Genomic DNA, 14844 nt, shown 5'->3' with positions numbered 1-14844 from the left:
GGCTCGTAGGCGTACAGCCACGCCCTTGGCTGTCCATCCCGTCTCTGCTGCGGCAAACCTCCGGCGCCGCTTGTGAGCTGGGATTTTGCGTTTCAGCGGTTTCATCTTCCGCGTTCCGGAGGAACAGGACGGAGCAGAGCGTTGCGCTGCACCCCCACATCACAGCCACGAACCGCCGACATCCGTCAGGCTGACGACAATCACGCTGGTGAACTCGTCGCGCCGCAGCCGGCTGTTCACCTCGCCGACCGCACGTGCGAGTCCGTCACCCGCTCGCCCGTCGTCCGGCTGACGTTGCCGACCGCGCATCGGGAACGGATCGTCCCGCTGACCGTAGACCAGGTGCGGGCGCTGGCTGACGCCATGCCGAGGCGGAACCCTGATGCAGGATGAATCGGTCATCGTCGTGGCCGAACGTCTGGGGCACGAGAACGCCAACCTCGTTCTCTCGACCTATGGTCACCTGATGCCGGACTCCGAGGAACGGACTCGCCGAGCGGTAGATGACGCCTGGTCGTGTGCCCCAGATGTGCCCCGGAACGAGCCCCCGAAGGCATGAGCAGGGCGGACAGGGCCGGTTCAGACGTTGAAGCGGAACTCCACGACGTCGCCGTCCCGCATCACGTAGTCCTTGCCCTCGATGCGGGCCTTGCCCGCCGCCCTGGCCGCGGTCATCGAACCCGCCTCCACCAGGTCGTCGAACGAGATGACCTCGGCCTTGATGAAACCGCGCTGGAAGTCGGTGTGGATGACCCCGGCGGCCTCGGGGGCGGTCGCGCCCTTGCGGATCGTCCAGGCCCGGGCCTCCTTGGGCCCGGCCGTCAGGTACGTCTGCAGGCCGAGCGTCTCGAAACCGACCCGGGCGAGCTGGGCGAGGCCCGACTCCTCCTGGCCGACGGACTGCAGCAGCTCCAGCGCCTCGTCGTCGGGCAGCTCCACCAGCTCAGACTCGATCTTGGCGTCGAGGAACACGGCCTCCGCCGGCGCCACGAGCGCCGAGAGCTTGGCCCGCAGGTCGGCGTCGGTCAGCTCGTCGGCGTCGAGGTTGAAGACGTACAGGAACGGCTTGGCCGTGAGGAGGTGCAGCTCACGCAGGTCGGCGAGGTCGATCCCGGCCGCCTTGCCCCCGGCGTACAGGGTCGTGCCGGTGTCGAGCAGCTTCGCGGCGGCCTCGGCGGCCTCCAGCAGGACCTTGCGGTCCTTGTTGGTGCGCGCCTCCTTCTGCAGGCGGGGCAGCGCCTTCTCGATCGTCTGCAGGTCGGCGAGGATCAGCTCGGTGTTGATCGTCTCGATGTCGCGCTCCGGCGCCACCTCGCCGTCGACGTGGGTGACGTCGGGGTCGGAGAAGACCCGGATGACCTGGCAGATCGCGTCGGTCTCGCGGATGTTGGCGAGGAACTGGTTGCCCCTGCCCTGGCCCTCCGACGCGCCCTTCACCAGGCCCGCGATGTCGACGAACTCGACCTTGGCCGGGAGGACGCGCGCGGAGCCGTAGATCTCCGCCAGCTTGTCCAGACGGGAGTCCGGCACGCCGACGATCCCCACGTTCGGCTCGATCGTGGCGAACGGGTAGTTGGCCGCCAGGGCGTTCCCGCTCTTGGTCAGGGCGTTGAAAAGCGTGGACTTGCCGACGTTGGGCAGGCCGACGATGCCGATGCTCAGGCTCACGTACCACGAGTTTAGGGGCCTCGGAGGGTGCGCCGGACATCGACGGCCTCGGCCCGCTCCCAGGCGCGCCTCCCTGTTTGGCACGCCAATGCCTGAAATCATCCAGACCGTGGATGTCGTGGCTCTCGCACTGGGACTGGTGATCGGCGTCGTGGTCGGAGCGGCCCTGGCCGGGATGCGGACCGCGGGCCGTACCGCCCAGGGGGCCGCCAGGGTGGCCGAGGCCGAGGCGCGGACGCGGGCGGCCGAGGACAAGGTGGCCTACATGGAGAACCAGCTCACCGAGCGGTTCCAGGCCATCTCCGCACACGCCCTCGACGTGGCCAACCTGCGTTTCCTCGAACTCGCCGAGAACCGGCTGAACACCACGAGGGCCGAGGCGGCCGGGGACCTCGACCAGCGCAGGCAGGCGGTCGAGAACCTGGTCGCGCCGCTGCGGGAGACGCTCTCCAAGGTGGAGAGCCAGCTCAGGGAGAGCGAGTCGGGCGCCCGTGCCGCCCGCGCGGAGCTGAGCAAGCAGATGGAGTTCGTACGGGAGAGCTCCGATCGGCTCAAGGCCCAGACGGACGCGCTGGTACGGGCGCTCCAGCGGCCGGAGGCCCGGGGACGGTGGGGTGAGCTGCAGCTGCGCCGGGTGGCGGAGATCGCCGGGATGGCCCGCTTCTGCGACTTCGACGAGCAGGTGAGCGCCGTCACCCGCGACGGCGTGGTCCGGCCCGACATGGTCGTACGGCTCAGCGGCGGCAAGAACGTCATCGTGGACGCGAAGGTCTCGCTCGCGGCCTACCTGGAGGCGGCCGAGGCCACCGATCCCGAGTTCGCCTCGGCCCGGCTGGACGCCCACGCGCGGCACGTGCGCGAGCACGTGGACCGGTTAGCCGCCAAGTCCTACTGGCAGGCGTTCAATCCGTCGCCCGAGTTCGTGGTCCTGTTCATCCCCGGCGAGGCGTTCCTCGCGCCCGCGCTGGAGCGCGACCCGGGGCTGCTGGAGTACGCGATGCGCAGGCGCGTCCACATCGCCACTCCCACGACGCTCGTCACGATGCTCCGCACCGCGCAGTACGCCTGGCAGCAGACCTCGGTCAGCGAGAACGCCAAGGCCGTCTTCGATCTGGGCAAGGAACTGTACGAGCGGCTCGGCGGCCTCGGACGGCACGTGGACGGCCTGGGCAAGGCGCTCACGAGAGCGGTCACCGCGTACAACCAGACGGTCGGCTCGCTGGAGAGCAGGGTCCTGGTCAGCGCGCGGAGGATGAACGACCTCGGTCTGGTGGACTACCCGCTCGACGCCCCGTCGGCGGTGGAGGAGGTCCCCCGGCCGGTCGCCATCCCCGAACTCGAAGGTGAAGAGCGGGTAAGCCCCCCTCCCCCGCATCGTCAGAACGGTAAATTGACGCGAGACTTGTCGTAAGGGGGGCCCGATGACAGGCACCGGTCGAGCGGGGCTGCGGCTGACCGCTCGGGGGGCGATCGTCATGCTCTTCGTGATCACTCTGGTGGGCATGCCGTTCCTGCCCGGGCCCGCGTTCGTGGCTGGTTGCCTCGCCGCGGTCCTGCTGGTGCGTCCCCGGGACCTGCTGCCGCTGGTGGTGACGCCTCCGCTGGTCTTCTTCGTCGCGGCGCTGCTGGTGGAACTCGTGCGGGCGCTCAGCTCGGGCTCGATGCTCCAGACGTTCGGGCTCGGGATGTTCACCGCGCTGTCGTCCGGCGCGCCGTGGCTGTTCCTCGGGTCCGCTCTGGCGCTGGGCATCGCGTGGGTGCGCGGCCTGCCCGCCAGCCTGAGGGAGCTGCGCGGCGCGCCCGCGCCCACACCGACTCCGGCCTCCCGCTTCCGTTCGCGCCGTGGGCGCGTCCGCACGTTCGACCCGGAGCCGGAGGGCTACTTCGAGCCCCGCGTGTACGGCAGGGCCGCCGACGAGTGAACCCGGATTCGCGCCGCACCTGGGCTAGACCGTGCGGAGGTCCTTGCGGAGTTCGTGGGGCAGGGCGAACCGCATGCTCTCCTGCACCGACTCGACCTCCTCGACCTCGGTGAAACCGTGGCCGGCCAGCTTGGCGAGCACTGCCCGCACGAGTTCCTCCGGGACGGAGGCGCCACTGGTCAGGCCGACCGTGCGCACGCCCTCCAGCCACTCGTCCCGCACGAACGAGGCGTCGTCGACGAGGTAGGACGCGGCGGCGCCGTAGTCCTTGGCTACCTCGACGAGCCGCTTGGAGTTGGAGGAGTTGGCCGAGCCGACGACGATGACCAGGTCCGACTCGGCGGCGATCTGCTTGACGGCCGTCTGCCTGTTGGACGTGGCGTAGCAGATGTCGTCGCTCGGCGGGTCGATGAGGTTGGGGAACCGCCCCCGCAGCCGGGCGACCGTCTCGGTGGTCTCGTCCACCGAGAGGGTCGTCTGGGAGAGCCAGACCACCCTCTCCGGATCCCGTACGGACACGTTCTCGACGCCGTCGAGCCCGTCCACGAGCTGGATGTGCTCGGGCGCCTCACCGGCGGTGCCCTCGACCTCCTCGTGCCCCTCGTGCCCGATGAGCAGGATGTCGTAGTCCTTGGCCGCGAACCTCTTGGCCTCGTTGTGCACCTTGGTCACCAGCGGGCACGTCGCGTCGATCGTCCGGAGACGGCGGCTCGCGGCCTCCTCGTGCACGGCGGGCGCGACACCGTGCGCGGAGAAGACGACGATGGCGCCCTCGGGGACCTCCTCGGTCTCCTCCACGAAGACGGCGCCGCGCTCCTCCAGCGTCTTCACGACGTGGGTGTTGTGCACGATCTGCTTGCGAACGTAGATTGGCGCGCCATACTGCTCCAACGCCCGCTCGACCGCCTGCACCGCGCGGTCGACACCCGCGCAGTAGCCGCGGGGCTTGGCGACCAGGACACGGCGGGTCGCTGAGGTCTGCACGTCCATGTTCCTATGCTATGTGGAACGCGAGCCGCCCCTTGACCCTGGTCTTGCAAGACTGGGTGTACCAGATACGCATCTCCCCGGGAGCAGAAATGTCCGTCCTTAGAGCAATAACGACAGTGCTACAGACCGCTCTGAACGGGGTCGGACAGGCGCTGCTGGTCGGCGACAAGATCAAGACCACCATCAAGGAGCGCTTCGCCGGTGGCGAGGCGCAGGACGGCGAACGTCCCGAGACCGCCGAGGCCACGCGGACCGAGGAGGCCGCCGAGCAGGCCGCCGGGGAGCGGCCCGCGCGCCGGGAGCCCGTCATCTTCGCCCCCCGCCCGAGCAAGACCGAGAAGCACGAGAAGGCTGAGCAGGCCGAGGCGGTGACGACCGAGGCGCCGGCCGCTGAGACTCCGTCCGTCGAGGACGTGGAGGCCGCCGCCGAGCCGAAGCCCGAGGCCGCCCCTGCCGCCGAGGCGGAGAAGCTCGACCTGCCCGCCGCCCCCGTCGAGGCCGAGCCCCCGGCCGTCGCCGAGGTAGCGGACGGGACCGCCGCGCCCAAGAAGCCGCGCACCCGCCGCAAGGCCACCGCCGGAACCGCCGAGACGACCGAAACCGCTGGAACCGCTGGAACCGCGGAGACCACGGAGACCGTGGAAGAGGCCGCGCCCGCCGAGGCCAAGAAGCCGCGCACGCGCCGCAAGGCCACGACCGAAGCCGCCGAGGCCGCGAGCGGTGCCGAGAGCACGACCACCGCCGCGCCGAAGGCCACCAGGACCCGCAGGAAGCCCGCCGCCGCGAAGGCGCCGGAGAGCCCGGCCGAGGCGCCGGCGGAGCAGCCCGTCGCCGCAGCGGCCGAGCCGGCTCAGCAGCCCGTGGGACAGCCGGCGACGGACGAGACGACCGCCGAGACGGCGGAGCCGATGCCGGGCTACGCGAACCTCTCCGTGGCGTCGCTGCGGGCGCGTATGCGTGGCAAGTCGGCCGAGCAGGTGCACGCGCTGCTGGACTACGAGCAGGCGCACCTGAACCGCCCCGAAGTGGTCCGGATGTTCCAGAACCGGCTGTCCAAGCTCCAGTCCGAGTCCTGATCCCGGTCGCGCCCGCCCGGCCGTACGCCGGGCGGATGGGTGAGGCGTCCTCCGCCTGGCCGTCTGCGGATTGTCGGCAGGTACGGCTAGCCTGCAGGTGCGAGCCGGGCCAGGCGAGGAGGGCATTTGAGCGCGAAGACGTCCCCGGAGGCGCCGCTGCCGATCAGGTCGGTGCTGCAGATGGTCGCCCAGTGGATCGGCAAGCTGGGCACCGTCTGGGTCGAAGGGCAGATCACCGAGCTGACCGCCAGGGGCGGCACCGTCTTCCTGACGCTGCGCGATCCCGTGGCGAACGTCTCGGCGCGGATCACCTGCGCCCGGGGCGTATACGAGGCGAGCGTGCCGCGTCCCGTCGACGGCGCGCGCGTCGTGATGCACGTCAAGCCGGACTTCTGGGTCAACAAGGGCTCGTTCGCGTTCACGGCCCTGGAGATCCGTCCGGTCGGCATCGGCGAACTGCTGGCCCGGCTCGAACGGCTCCGCCAGGTGCTGGCGGGCGAGGGCCTGTTCAACGTCGACAGGAAGAGACGGCTGCCGTTCCTGCCGGGCACCGTCGGGCTCATCTGCGGGCGCGACTCGGCGGCCGAGCGTGACGTGCTGGAGAACTCCCGCCGCCGCTGGCCCGCCGTCCGTTTCAAGGTGGAGCAGGTCGCCGTCCAGGGGTCGTACGCCGTGGGCGAGGTGACCGAGGCGCTGCGCAAGCTCGACGCCGATCGCGAGGTCGACGTGATCATCATCGCCAGGGGCGGCGGCTCCCTCGAGGACCTGCTGCCGTTCTCCGACGAGTCGCTGGTGCGGGCCGTCGCGGCCTGCCGCACGCCGGTGGTGAGCGCGATCGGCCACGAGCAGGACAGTCCGCTGCTCGATCTCGTGGCCGACGTGCGCGCCTCGACCCCGACGGACGCGGCCAAGAAGGTCGTGCCCGACGTGGGCGAGCAGCTCACGCTCGTCCACCAGCTCAGAGACCGGGGCCGCCGGGTGCTGCGGGGCTGGGTCGAGCGCGAGATGTCCTGGCTCGAGTCCGTGCGCTCCCGGCCGTCGCTCGCCGATCCCGTCCGGGAGCTCGACCGGCGGGCCGAGCAGGTCGACGCGCTGCGCGAGCGGTCCAGGCGCTGCCTTTCGGCGTCCCTGGACCGCTCGGCCGACTCGCTGGAACATCTCAGGGCCCGGCTCGTGGCCCTCTCCCCCGCAGCGACCCTGGAGCGGGGTTACGCCATCGCGCAGCGTCCCTCCGGAGAGGTCGTCCGCCTGGCCGGGGACGTCAAGCCGGGTGACGAGCTCACGATCCGCTTCTCCGACGACCGCGTGACGGTGACCGCCCAGGACGCCTGAACCGGGGCCGTGGCGCGCGGGCCGCGGGGGCCGCGGGCCGCAGCGGGTCAGATCGCGAGGCGCACGTCGTAGGCGCCGAGCCACGCGTTCATCTGCAGGATGCCCTCCAGCGACGTCCGGGCGCCCTGCAGGCTGACCGCGCCCATGGGCTGGTCGAGCATCGTGCGCACCTTGCCCGCGTCCACCAGGCAGCCGATGGCCGGGTCCCCGGCGAGCACGCGGGTCACCTCGGCACGCAGCGCACGCTCGTACGCCGGGTCCTGCGTCGAGGGGTACGGCACCTTGCGGCGCTCGACCACCGACCGGGGCAGCACGTCGGCCGTCGCCGCGCGCAGCAGGCTCTTCTCGTGCCCGTCGAAGGTCTTCATTGCCCAGGGCGCGTTGAAGACGTACTCGACCAGCCGGTGGTCGCAGAACGGCACCCGGACCTCCAGCCCGACGGCCATGCTCATGCGGTCCTTGCGGTCGAGCAGGATCTGCACGAACCGGGTCAGGTGCAGGTAGCTGACCTCCCGCATCCGCTTCTGCAGCCCGGTCTCCCCCGGCACCCGGGGCACCTCGGCCAGCGCCCGCTGGTAGCTGTCCGCGCGGTAGGCGGGGATGTCGAGCTTGCGCAGCAGTTCCTCGTGCAGGAACTCGCCCCGGCTGGACAGGCCCGTCTGGCCCTGTATGGCGAGCCACGGGAAGGTGCCGGAGTTGACCGCCTCGGGATCGTGGAACCACCGGTAGCCGCCGAACACCTCGTCGGCGGACTCCCCCGACAGCGCCACCGTCGAGTGCCCCCTGATCGCCTTGAAGAGCAGGTAGAGCGAGGTGTCCATGTCGCCGATGCCGAGCGGGAGGTCCCTCGCCCGCAGGACGGCCGCACGCACGGCGGGATCCATGAGGTCGGCCGAGTCCAGCACGATGTCCGTGTGATCGGAGCCGACGTGCCGCACGACGTCGTGGACGTACGGCGTGTCCGGGGTGTCGCGCATGTCGTCGGCCTGGAAGTTCTCGCTGTAGCCGGCGAAGTCGACGGAGAACGACCGCACCCCGCCCTGGCCGGCCAGCGCGCGGGCCGCGAGCGCGGTGACCGCGCTGGAGTCGAGCCCGCCGGACAGCAGCGTGCACAGCGGCACGTCGGAGATGAGCTGCCGCTCGATGATGTCGTCGAGCAGCTCCCGCACCGTCCGGATGGTGGTCTGCAGGTCGTCGGTGTGCTCGCGGGCCTCCAGCTGCCAGTAGCGGCGCTTGCTCAGGCCCTCGCGCCGCACCTTCACCACCTGGCCGGGCCGCACCTCGTACATCCCCCGGAAGACGGCGCTCTCCGGCGTCTTGACGAAGGCCAGGATCTCGCGCAGGCCGTCGGCGTCGATCACGCGCTCGGCGAGCGGGTTGGCCATGACGGCCTTGGGCTCGGAGCCGAACAGCACCCCGTTGGGTGTCGGGTAGTAGTACAGGGGCTTGATCCCCATACGGTCGCGCACGAGAAGCAGCTCCTCGCGGCGCGCGTCCCAGATGGCGAAGGCGTACATGCCGTTGAGGCGGGAGACGAAGTCCTCACCCCATTCGAGGTACGCCTCCAGGACGACCTCGGTGTCGCTCTGGGTCCGGAACCGGTGCCCGCACCGGGTGAGCTCGGCGCGCAGTTCCCTGAAGTTGTAGACCTCGCCGCTGTAGGTGAGCGCGGCCACGACATCGCCGCCGGTTTCGGCGGCCATCGGCTGGCGCCCGCCCTCGATGTCGATGATGGCCAGCCGCCGGTGGCCGAACGCGACGTGCGGAGCGAGCCACATCCCCTCGGCGTCGGGCCCCCGGCACGCCATCGTGTCCGTCATGGCCTGCACGGTCTCCCGTTCGCGACGAAGGTCACGTCCGTAGTCCACCCAGCCGCTGATTCCACACATGAAGATGACCCCCCGATCATCGCCCCCGAAGATGGTTAGTACACCTAAGTAACGGACAAACTATTCGATTTATGCCCAAAGCGGACACGCCTAAGAGGCCACGGAGTGTCGGCCCCGGCCTCTAAGGTGGGGACGTGGCTGAGGACAAGCAGACCCCGCCGGACAGGCAGACCCCGTCGTACGAGCAGGCCCGCGAGGAGCTGACCGAGGTGGTGCGCCGTCTGGAGACCGGCGGGCTCACGCTGGAGCAGTCGATAGAGCTGTGGGAGCGGGGAGAGCGGCTGGCGGCGATCTGCGAGGAGTGGCTCCAGGGCGCCCGCGCGAAGCTGGCCGCCGCGATGGCCCAGCGCCAGGAGCCTCAGCCGAACGGCCCCGAAGAGGCGCCCTTCTGACACCGGGCAGGCGGCTAGGCGTGCCAGAGGGCGGCGAGCTGCCGGGTGGCCAGCCGGGACGGCACGGCCCGCAGCAACGTGTCGCGTAGCCACGCGGCGACGCCGGTCCGGGAGGTCAGCCGCGACTGCCGGGACGCCGCCAGCATCATGCGATTGGCCCTGGGCCTGCGCTCGGCGTCGTAGCGCAGGAGTCGCTGGGCGACGTCGGCCGGCTCGGCGCCGGCCGGATGGCGGGCCAGGTGGCGACACAGTGCGGCGGCGTCTTCGAATGCCTGGCTGGCGCCCTGGCCGAGGTCCGGCGACATGGCGTGCGCGGCGTCGCCGAGGAGTGCGATCCTGCCGGTCGCGAACGAAGGCAGGGGTTCGGCCAGGCGGGCGATCGGGTCGACATAGATGTCGGCCTGCGGGGTCGCCTCGATCAGTGCCGTGACGACAGGGTGCCAGTCGGCCATCAGGGACAGCATCTGCCGGCGCGCCTCGTCCGCGCCTGGCGGTGTACCGCGCAGGACAGAGTCGGTGAACCAGTACAGGCGGTCCTCGCCGACGGGGAAAAGGCCGAACATCGCCCCGCTGCGACGGTCGACCAACTGGCTGACGAGCAGGTCCTGCGCCATTCCGGGAGGGCGGGGCAGCATGCCGCGCAGGTCCATTCGGCCGGTCCGCCGCAGCCCGGGGTGACCGGGGAAGAGCTGCGCGCGCAGCGTGCTGCCGATGCCGTCGGCCACGATCACGGCGTCCGCTCTCGCCACGGGCTCGCCTCCGCTGATCACGGTCACTTCGGCGGGGCCGGACTCCAGGCGCTCGACCGGGGTCGCGGTCCGCACCAGCTCGGACGGCAGCGGGGCGCGGAGCGATCGGTGCAGTTCCGCTCGCTCGAGCATGTCGGGCGCCCCGACCTCCTGCCGCGCTCCACCCTCCTGCTGCGCCCTGACCAGGTCGGTGACCAGCAGCGGCCGTCCGCGCCAGTCCCGCAATCCCCCGCGGGCCGCATGGATGACGTGCCCGCGAACGTCTTCGGCCAGCCCCAGTGCGTCCAGCGCGCGAAGCCCGTTGGGCATGACCACGATCCCGGTGCCCGCTTCCCTGAGCTCGGCGCCCCGTTCGAGGAGTGTCACCTCATGACCCAGGCGATGCAGCCCCACCGCCGCCGCCACTCCTCCGAGCCCGGCGCCGACCACCACGATCCTCATGAGACCTCCCGCTCATTCACTACGATCGTACTAGTACGGCTATTGGTAGCATGGCCCCGTGCCGCCCACTAATCCGGCCCGTCGCCGGGCCCTGACCGATGCCGCCATCGAACTGCTGGCGTCATCGGGCGTGCACGGCCTGACCCACCGGGCGGTGGAGAAAGCGGCGGACGTCCCGCCGGGAACGGCTTCCAACTACTTCCGCAGCCGGGAAGCGCTGCTGGTGGCCGCCGCGGAGCGCATCGCCGAGTTGCATCACGCCGACACCGCTCAGGCCGTCAAGCAGCCAGCGACGCTGGTCGACCTGCTGACGGAATCGTTGTTCACAGCGGCGACCACGCTGCGCACCCGCTACCTCGCGATCTTCGAACTGCAACTGGAGGCCGCGCGCCGGCCGGTGATCGCCTCGGCGCTCGCGGGACTGCAGGACACGGCGTCGCTGGTCACCGCCGGGCACCACGACGAACTCGGCCTCGGCATTCCACGCGGGAGGATCCCCGCCGTGATCGCGCTCTACGGTGGTGCGCTGTTCACCTTGGTCAGCGCACCACCGGAGCACGTCACCAGGGACGTCGTCCGGAACATGGCCGAGGTCATCGTCTACGGCTGCAATCCGCCGACGTGAGCGTGCGTCCGGCGTGACGGGCCGTCAGACGCCGGGCCGCCGCGCGTCGACCTCGATTTCGATCTTCATGCGGGGGTCGGCCAGACCGCACTCCATCATCGTGGCCGCCGGCCGCACGTCACCGAAGCGGCGGCGCAGGACCGGCCAGCACGGCTCGAAGTCGGCCCGGTCGGGCAGCAGGTAGCGCACCCGCACCACGTCGGCGAAGCCGCACCCCGCCTCGGCCAGCGCGGCCTCGATGTTGCGCAGACACTGTTCGGCCTGCTCCACCACGCTCTCGGAGATCGTCATGGTGGTGTAGTCGAAACCGGTCGTCCCGGAGACATGCACCCGGTCACCGTCCACCACGGCCCGGGCATAGCCGATCTGCTCCTCGAACGTCGAGCCGCTGAGGATCACGCGTCGCTCCGTCATGCGCCGAACGCTAGGCCGACGCCCATCGATACGTCTAATACATCCTCAGGCATGGTCTGATATCTCTGTGCGTATGGAGCGCCCCGAACTCCCCCTGGCGCAGTTGCACGCCTTCGTCGTGCTCGCCGAGGAACTGCACTTCGGCCACGCCGCGGCCCGCCTGGGCATCGCCCAGCCGCCGCTCAGCCAGCAGATCCGCCGCCTGGAGGACAAGGTGGGCCACGCGCTGTTCACCCGCGAACCGGGACGTGTCGCCCTGACCGCGGCGGGTCGCGAACTGCTGCCCGCCGCCCGCCGCGCCCTCACCGATCTCGCCGACGGGCTGGCCGCCGCCCGGGCCGTCGGCAGCGGCCGGGCCGGGCACCTGCGGATCGGCTTCGCCGCCTCCCTCGCCCTGACCGTCCTGCCCGGTCTGCTGCGCGCGTTCCGTGGGCGTTTCCCCGACGTCCGCCTGGACATCCGCGAGATGACCACCGCGCCGCAGATCGCCGCCCTGCGCGACAAATCCATCGACGTCGGACTGCTGCGCGAACCCCCTGCCGACGACGCCTCCGACGAGGCGGAACTCGCCTTCAGGACGGTGCTCACCGAGCCCTTCGTGGCCGTGCTGCCGTCCGCCCACCCGCTGGCCGCCTTGCGTACCGTGAGGCTCGCGCGGCTGGCGGACGAGCCCTTCGTGCTCCTGCCCCGCGAGACCGGCCCGCGGCTCCACGACCAGATCACCGGCCTGTGCGCGGCGGCGGGTTTCACCCCCTGGGTCGCCCAGCGGGCGGTGGAATGGCAGACCGTATGCGCCCTCGTGGAGACCGGCCTGGGCGTCTCCCTGGCTCCGGCGAGCATCCGGCGCATCCGGCTCAAGGGCGTCGCCTTCCGCACGGTCGAGCCCAACGCGCGCACCCGGGTCGCCGTCGGCTGGCGTAAGGACGACCTGAGCCCCCTGGTCGCGCACCTGCTGGCGACCGTCAGCCGGGATCCGGATTCAGCCCGATGACGGCACCGGAGAGGGCTTGGGCTGCGGCGTGAGCGTCCGGGCGAGGGCGGTCAGCTCGTCCCAGTCGGCCGTTCCGGTGACGACCACCGCGTGATCGGGGAAGACGCGGACCAGCGTCCGCTGGTTCTTGTCCTGGCGGAACCGCTCCTCCCAGGTCACGCCGTCGATCTGGCGGTTCCCGCCGGCCTTGTCGGTGTTGGCCATGCGGTTGACGAAGTCCGCGGACGGCCTCTCGTCGCTCTGGGCGAGCATGGCGTGCTGCCGCTTGGCGGTCGCGAATCCCAGCCGCCACGTCACGGCGCCGCTCTTCTGTGTCAGCGACGAGCTGTTGGGCACCCAGTTGGGCAGCACCTGGCTCGGGGCGACGACCTCGTACGACGCCGTGCGCGCCGCGTTGGCCCTGTCGATCGAGAACTCCACCCGCGGGATGTGCTCGGTGCGGCTCTGCGGCGTGATGAGCAGAAACACTCCGACGGCGGCGAGGCAGACGAAGAGCGCGAACGCGTAGCCGTAGAAGCCCTGGGTGAATCGTCCCACGTAATGCGAGATTAGTCGGTGGAGCGGGCGGTGGCCGTACCGGCCGTCACGGGTGCCGAATATCGCCGATGATGCGAAGAGCGTCCTCGGCCATCTTCCGGGCCCGTTCCGGGTCGTCGGACAGCGTGACCTCCTGCACGACGGCCGCCAGGGCGCCGGTGACGACGACGACCAGGGCGTCCTCGTGCTCGAACAGCGCGGCGGTGCGCCTGGCCCACTGCCGGAGGCGGTCGCGCATGATGACCTCGAACCCGGGCGGGGCGTCGCCGCGCAGGAAGAGCGCGGCGAGATCGCGTTCGGCGAGGCAGCCTTCCAGGTAGGCCCGCGCGGCGGCGAGGAACTGGGGCATCGGGTCGGTCTCCCCGGCCGCCCTGGCCTCCTGCACGGCCTGCCGGGTGCGCTGGGTCTGCCGCTTCTGGAACTCCTCGAACAGCGTCAGGTAGAGATCGGCCTTGCCGGAGAAGTGGTGGTACAGGCTGCCGACGCTGGCGCCGGCCCTGGCCACGACGTCGGTGACGCCCGCCTCGGCGAAGCCGCTCGTGATGAACGTCTCCTTCGCGGCGTCCAGGAGAGCTCCCCGGGTCGCCGCGCCGCGCTCCGACGTGCGCGTCGTCACTGGTCGTTCGGTGTCGCCGCTCATGCGGCGACGATATCTCCGACCCGTCCTTTCCGGGGGTCCGCGCCCGTAAATGGCCTTCTACCTGGCCCAACAGGTTCAGACCAATCGGACAAGAAGGGTTTCGCGAACTACGATCGCTAGAACGGCACCTACCTAAAAGGGGATCAATGGCTGATCACGTACCGGCCGCTCTGGCGACGGGGGAACACGCACCCGACCGCAACCTGGCTCTGGAACTGGTCAGGGTGACCGAGGCGGCGGCGATGGCGGCCGCGCGCTGGGTGGGACGCGGCGACAAGAACGGGGCGGACGGCGCCGCCGTGAACGCCATGCGCCAGCTGATCAACACGGTCTCGATGAAGGGCGTCGTGGTGATCGGCGAGGGCGAGAAGGACAACGCCCCGATGCTCTACAACGGCGAGGAGGTCGGCGACGGGACCGGCCCCGAGTGCGACGTGGCCGTGGACCCGATCGACGGCACCCGGCTGTGCGCGCTCGGCATGAACAACGCGATCTCCGTGATCGCGGTCAGCGAGCGCGGCTCGATGTACGACCCGTCCGCGGTCTTCTACATGGAGAAGCTCGTCACGGGCCCGCAGGCGGCCGAGCATGTGGACATCGACGCCCCGGTCGCCGACAACATCCGCGCCGTGGCCCGGGCCAAGGGCGCCAAACCGTCCGACGTCACCGTGGTGATCCTGGACCGGCCCCGGCACGAGCGGATCGTCAAGGAGATCCGGGAGACCGGCGCCCGGATCCGTTTCATCACCGACGGCGACGTGGCCGGCGCGATCATGGCGGCGCGCAACGGCACCGGCGTCGACCTGATGCTCGGCATCGGCGGCACGCCCGAGGGCATCGTCGCCGCCTGCGCGCTCAAGTGCATGGGCGGCGTCATCCAGGGCAAGCTGTGGCCGCGCGACGAGGAGGAGCGCCGCAAGGCCCTCGACGCCGGGCTCGACCTCGACCAGGTGCTCATGACCGACGACCTCGTACGCTCCGACGACGTGTTCTTCGCCGCGACCGGCATCACCGACGGCGAACTGATGCACGGCGTGCGGTTCCAGGGCGGGGCGGCGGTCACGCACTCCCTCGTCATGCGGGGACGGTCGGGCACGATCCGCAAGATCGAGAGCGAGCACCAGCTCTGGAAGCTCGGCGCCTACAGCGCCATCAACTTCGACACAGCCGTGTAAGAC

16 protein-coding genes are annotated in these 14844 nt (G+C 70.8%); 8 read left to right on the top strand and 8 right to left on the bottom strand.

All coding sequences use genetic code 11. The annotated features are described in order from the left end of the window. Positions 1–159: 159 nt before the first annotated feature. On the bottom strand, positions 160–402 hold the full coding sequence (locus FH610_RS25700) for a hypothetical protein (RefSeq protein ID WP_139577380.1): 243 nt from the start codon (positions 400–402) through the stop codon (positions 160–162). 177 nt (positions 403–579) lie between these two features. Next, the gene (ychF, locus tag FH610_RS25690) at positions 580–1668 is read right to left on the bottom strand and encodes a redox-regulated ATPase YchF (protein WP_139577379.1); all 1089 of its coding nucleotides are present in this window, start codon (positions 1666–1668) and stop codon (positions 580–582) included. 109 nt (positions 1669–1777) lie between these two features. On the opposite strand from ychF, the gene FH610_RS25685 reads away from it, so the two are divergent. After that, on the top strand, positions 1778–3079 hold the full coding sequence (locus FH610_RS25685; protein ID WP_139577378.1) for a DNA recombination protein RmuC: 1302 nt from the start codon (positions 1778–1780) through the stop codon (positions 3077–3079). Positions 3080–3089: 10 nt separating this feature from the next. Next, positions 3090–3590: a DUF6542 domain-containing protein gene (locus FH610_RS25680; RefSeq protein WP_139577377.1), complete on the top strand. Its 501-nt coding sequence runs from the start codon at positions 3090–3092 to the stop codon at positions 3588–3590. Between the two features lie 24 nt (positions 3591–3614). Here FH610_RS25680 and FH610_RS25675 read toward each other — a convergent pair whose 3' ends face one another. Next, positions 3615–4580, bottom strand: coding sequence for a 4-hydroxy-3-methylbut-2-enyl diphosphate reductase (locus tag FH610_RS25675; protein ID WP_139577376.1), 966 nt, complete (start codon positions 4578–4580; stop codon positions 3615–3617). A gap of 116 nt (positions 4581–4696) precedes the next feature. Here FH610_RS25675 and FH610_RS25670 point away from each other — a divergent pair, with 116 nt between their 5' ends. Both FH610_RS25670 and xseA read left to right on the top strand, forming a co-directional pair. Next, on the top strand, positions 4697–5656 hold the full coding sequence (locus tag FH610_RS25670; protein ID WP_139577375.1) for a DUF8129 domain-containing protein: 960 nt from the start codon (positions 4697–4699) through the stop codon (positions 5654–5656). A 126-nt stretch (positions 5657–5782) separates the two neighbouring features. Then, positions 5783–6988 carry an exodeoxyribonuclease VII large subunit gene (gene xseA / locus FH610_RS25665; RefSeq protein WP_139577374.1) on the top strand — a complete coding sequence of 402 codons (1206 nt, stop codon included), beginning with the start codon at positions 5783–5785 and terminating at the stop codon, positions 6986–6988. 47 nt (positions 6989–7035) lie between these two features. Here the strand turns inward: xseA and asnB are convergent, their stop codons facing one another. Next, complete coding sequence (gene asnB / locus FH610_RS25660; protein WP_139577373.1) at positions 7036–8877, bottom strand: asparagine synthase (glutamine-hydrolyzing); 1842 nt, start codon at positions 8875–8877, stop codon at positions 7036–7038. A 134-nt stretch (positions 8878–9011) separates the two neighbouring features. On the opposite strand from asnB, the gene FH610_RS25655 reads away from it, so the two are divergent. After that, positions 9012–9269, top strand: a complete 258-nt coding sequence (locus tag FH610_RS25655) for an exodeoxyribonuclease VII small subunit (RefSeq protein WP_139577372.1) — start codon at positions 9012–9014, stop codon at positions 9267–9269. Between the two features lie 14 nt (positions 9270–9283). Here FH610_RS25655 and FH610_RS25650 read toward each other — a convergent pair whose 3' ends face one another. Continuing rightward, positions 9284–10459 carry an FAD-dependent oxidoreductase gene (locus tag FH610_RS25650; RefSeq protein ID WP_139577371.1) on the bottom strand — a complete coding sequence of 392 codons (1176 nt, stop codon included), beginning with the start codon at positions 10457–10459 and terminating at the stop codon, positions 9284–9286. Between the two features lie 58 nt (positions 10460–10517). Between FH610_RS25650 and FH610_RS25645 the strand changes: the two genes are divergently transcribed. Continuing rightward, a complete protein-coding gene (locus FH610_RS25645) occupies positions 10518–11084 on the top strand; it encodes a TetR/AcrR family transcriptional regulator (RefSeq protein ID WP_139577370.1) in 567 nt (188 codons plus the stop codon). 24 nt (positions 11085–11108) lie between these two features. Here the strand turns inward: FH610_RS25645 and FH610_RS25640 are convergent, their stop codons facing one another. Continuing rightward, on the bottom strand, positions 11109–11498 hold the full coding sequence (locus tag FH610_RS25640) for a RidA family protein (RefSeq protein WP_139577369.1): 390 nt from the start codon (positions 11496–11498) through the stop codon (positions 11109–11111). A 73-nt stretch (positions 11499–11571) separates the two neighbouring features. Between FH610_RS25640 and FH610_RS25635 the strand changes: the two genes are divergently transcribed. Further along, positions 11572–12489: a LysR family transcriptional regulator gene (locus FH610_RS25635; protein ID WP_139577421.1), complete on the top strand. Its 918-nt coding sequence runs from the start codon at positions 11572–11574 to the stop codon at positions 12487–12489. Here FH610_RS25635 and FH610_RS25630 read toward each other — a convergent pair. Further along, the gene (locus FH610_RS25630) at positions 12478–13026 is read right to left on the bottom strand and encodes a DUF4245 domain-containing protein (RefSeq protein WP_139577368.1); all 549 of its coding nucleotides are present in this window, start codon (positions 13024–13026) and stop codon (positions 12478–12480) included. The genes FH610_RS25635 and FH610_RS25630 overlap by 12 nt on opposite strands. A 46-nt stretch (positions 13027–13072) precedes the next feature. After that, positions 13073–13666: a TetR/AcrR family transcriptional regulator gene (locus FH610_RS25625; protein ID WP_139577367.1), complete on the bottom strand. Its 594-nt coding sequence runs from the start codon at positions 13664–13666 to the stop codon at positions 13073–13075. A gap of 146 nt (positions 13667–13812) precedes the next feature. On the opposite strand from FH610_RS25625, the gene glpX reads away from it, so the two are divergent. Continuing rightward, entirely contained in the window at positions 13813–14841 is a 1029-nt protein-coding gene (gene glpX, locus FH610_RS25620) for a class II fructose-bisphosphatase (RefSeq protein WP_139577366.1), read from the top strand. The last annotated feature ends 3 nt before the right edge of the window (positions 14842–14844 follow it).

It is taken from the genome of Microbispora catharanthi (assembly GCF_006334915.2).
Taxonomy (GTDB): domain Bacteria; phylum Actinomycetota; class Actinomycetes; order Streptosporangiales; family Streptosporangiaceae; genus Microbispora; species Microbispora catharanthi.
The sequence above is the reverse complement of the archived record's forward strand: the minus strand, read 5'-3'. Positions and strand labels throughout refer to the sequence as shown.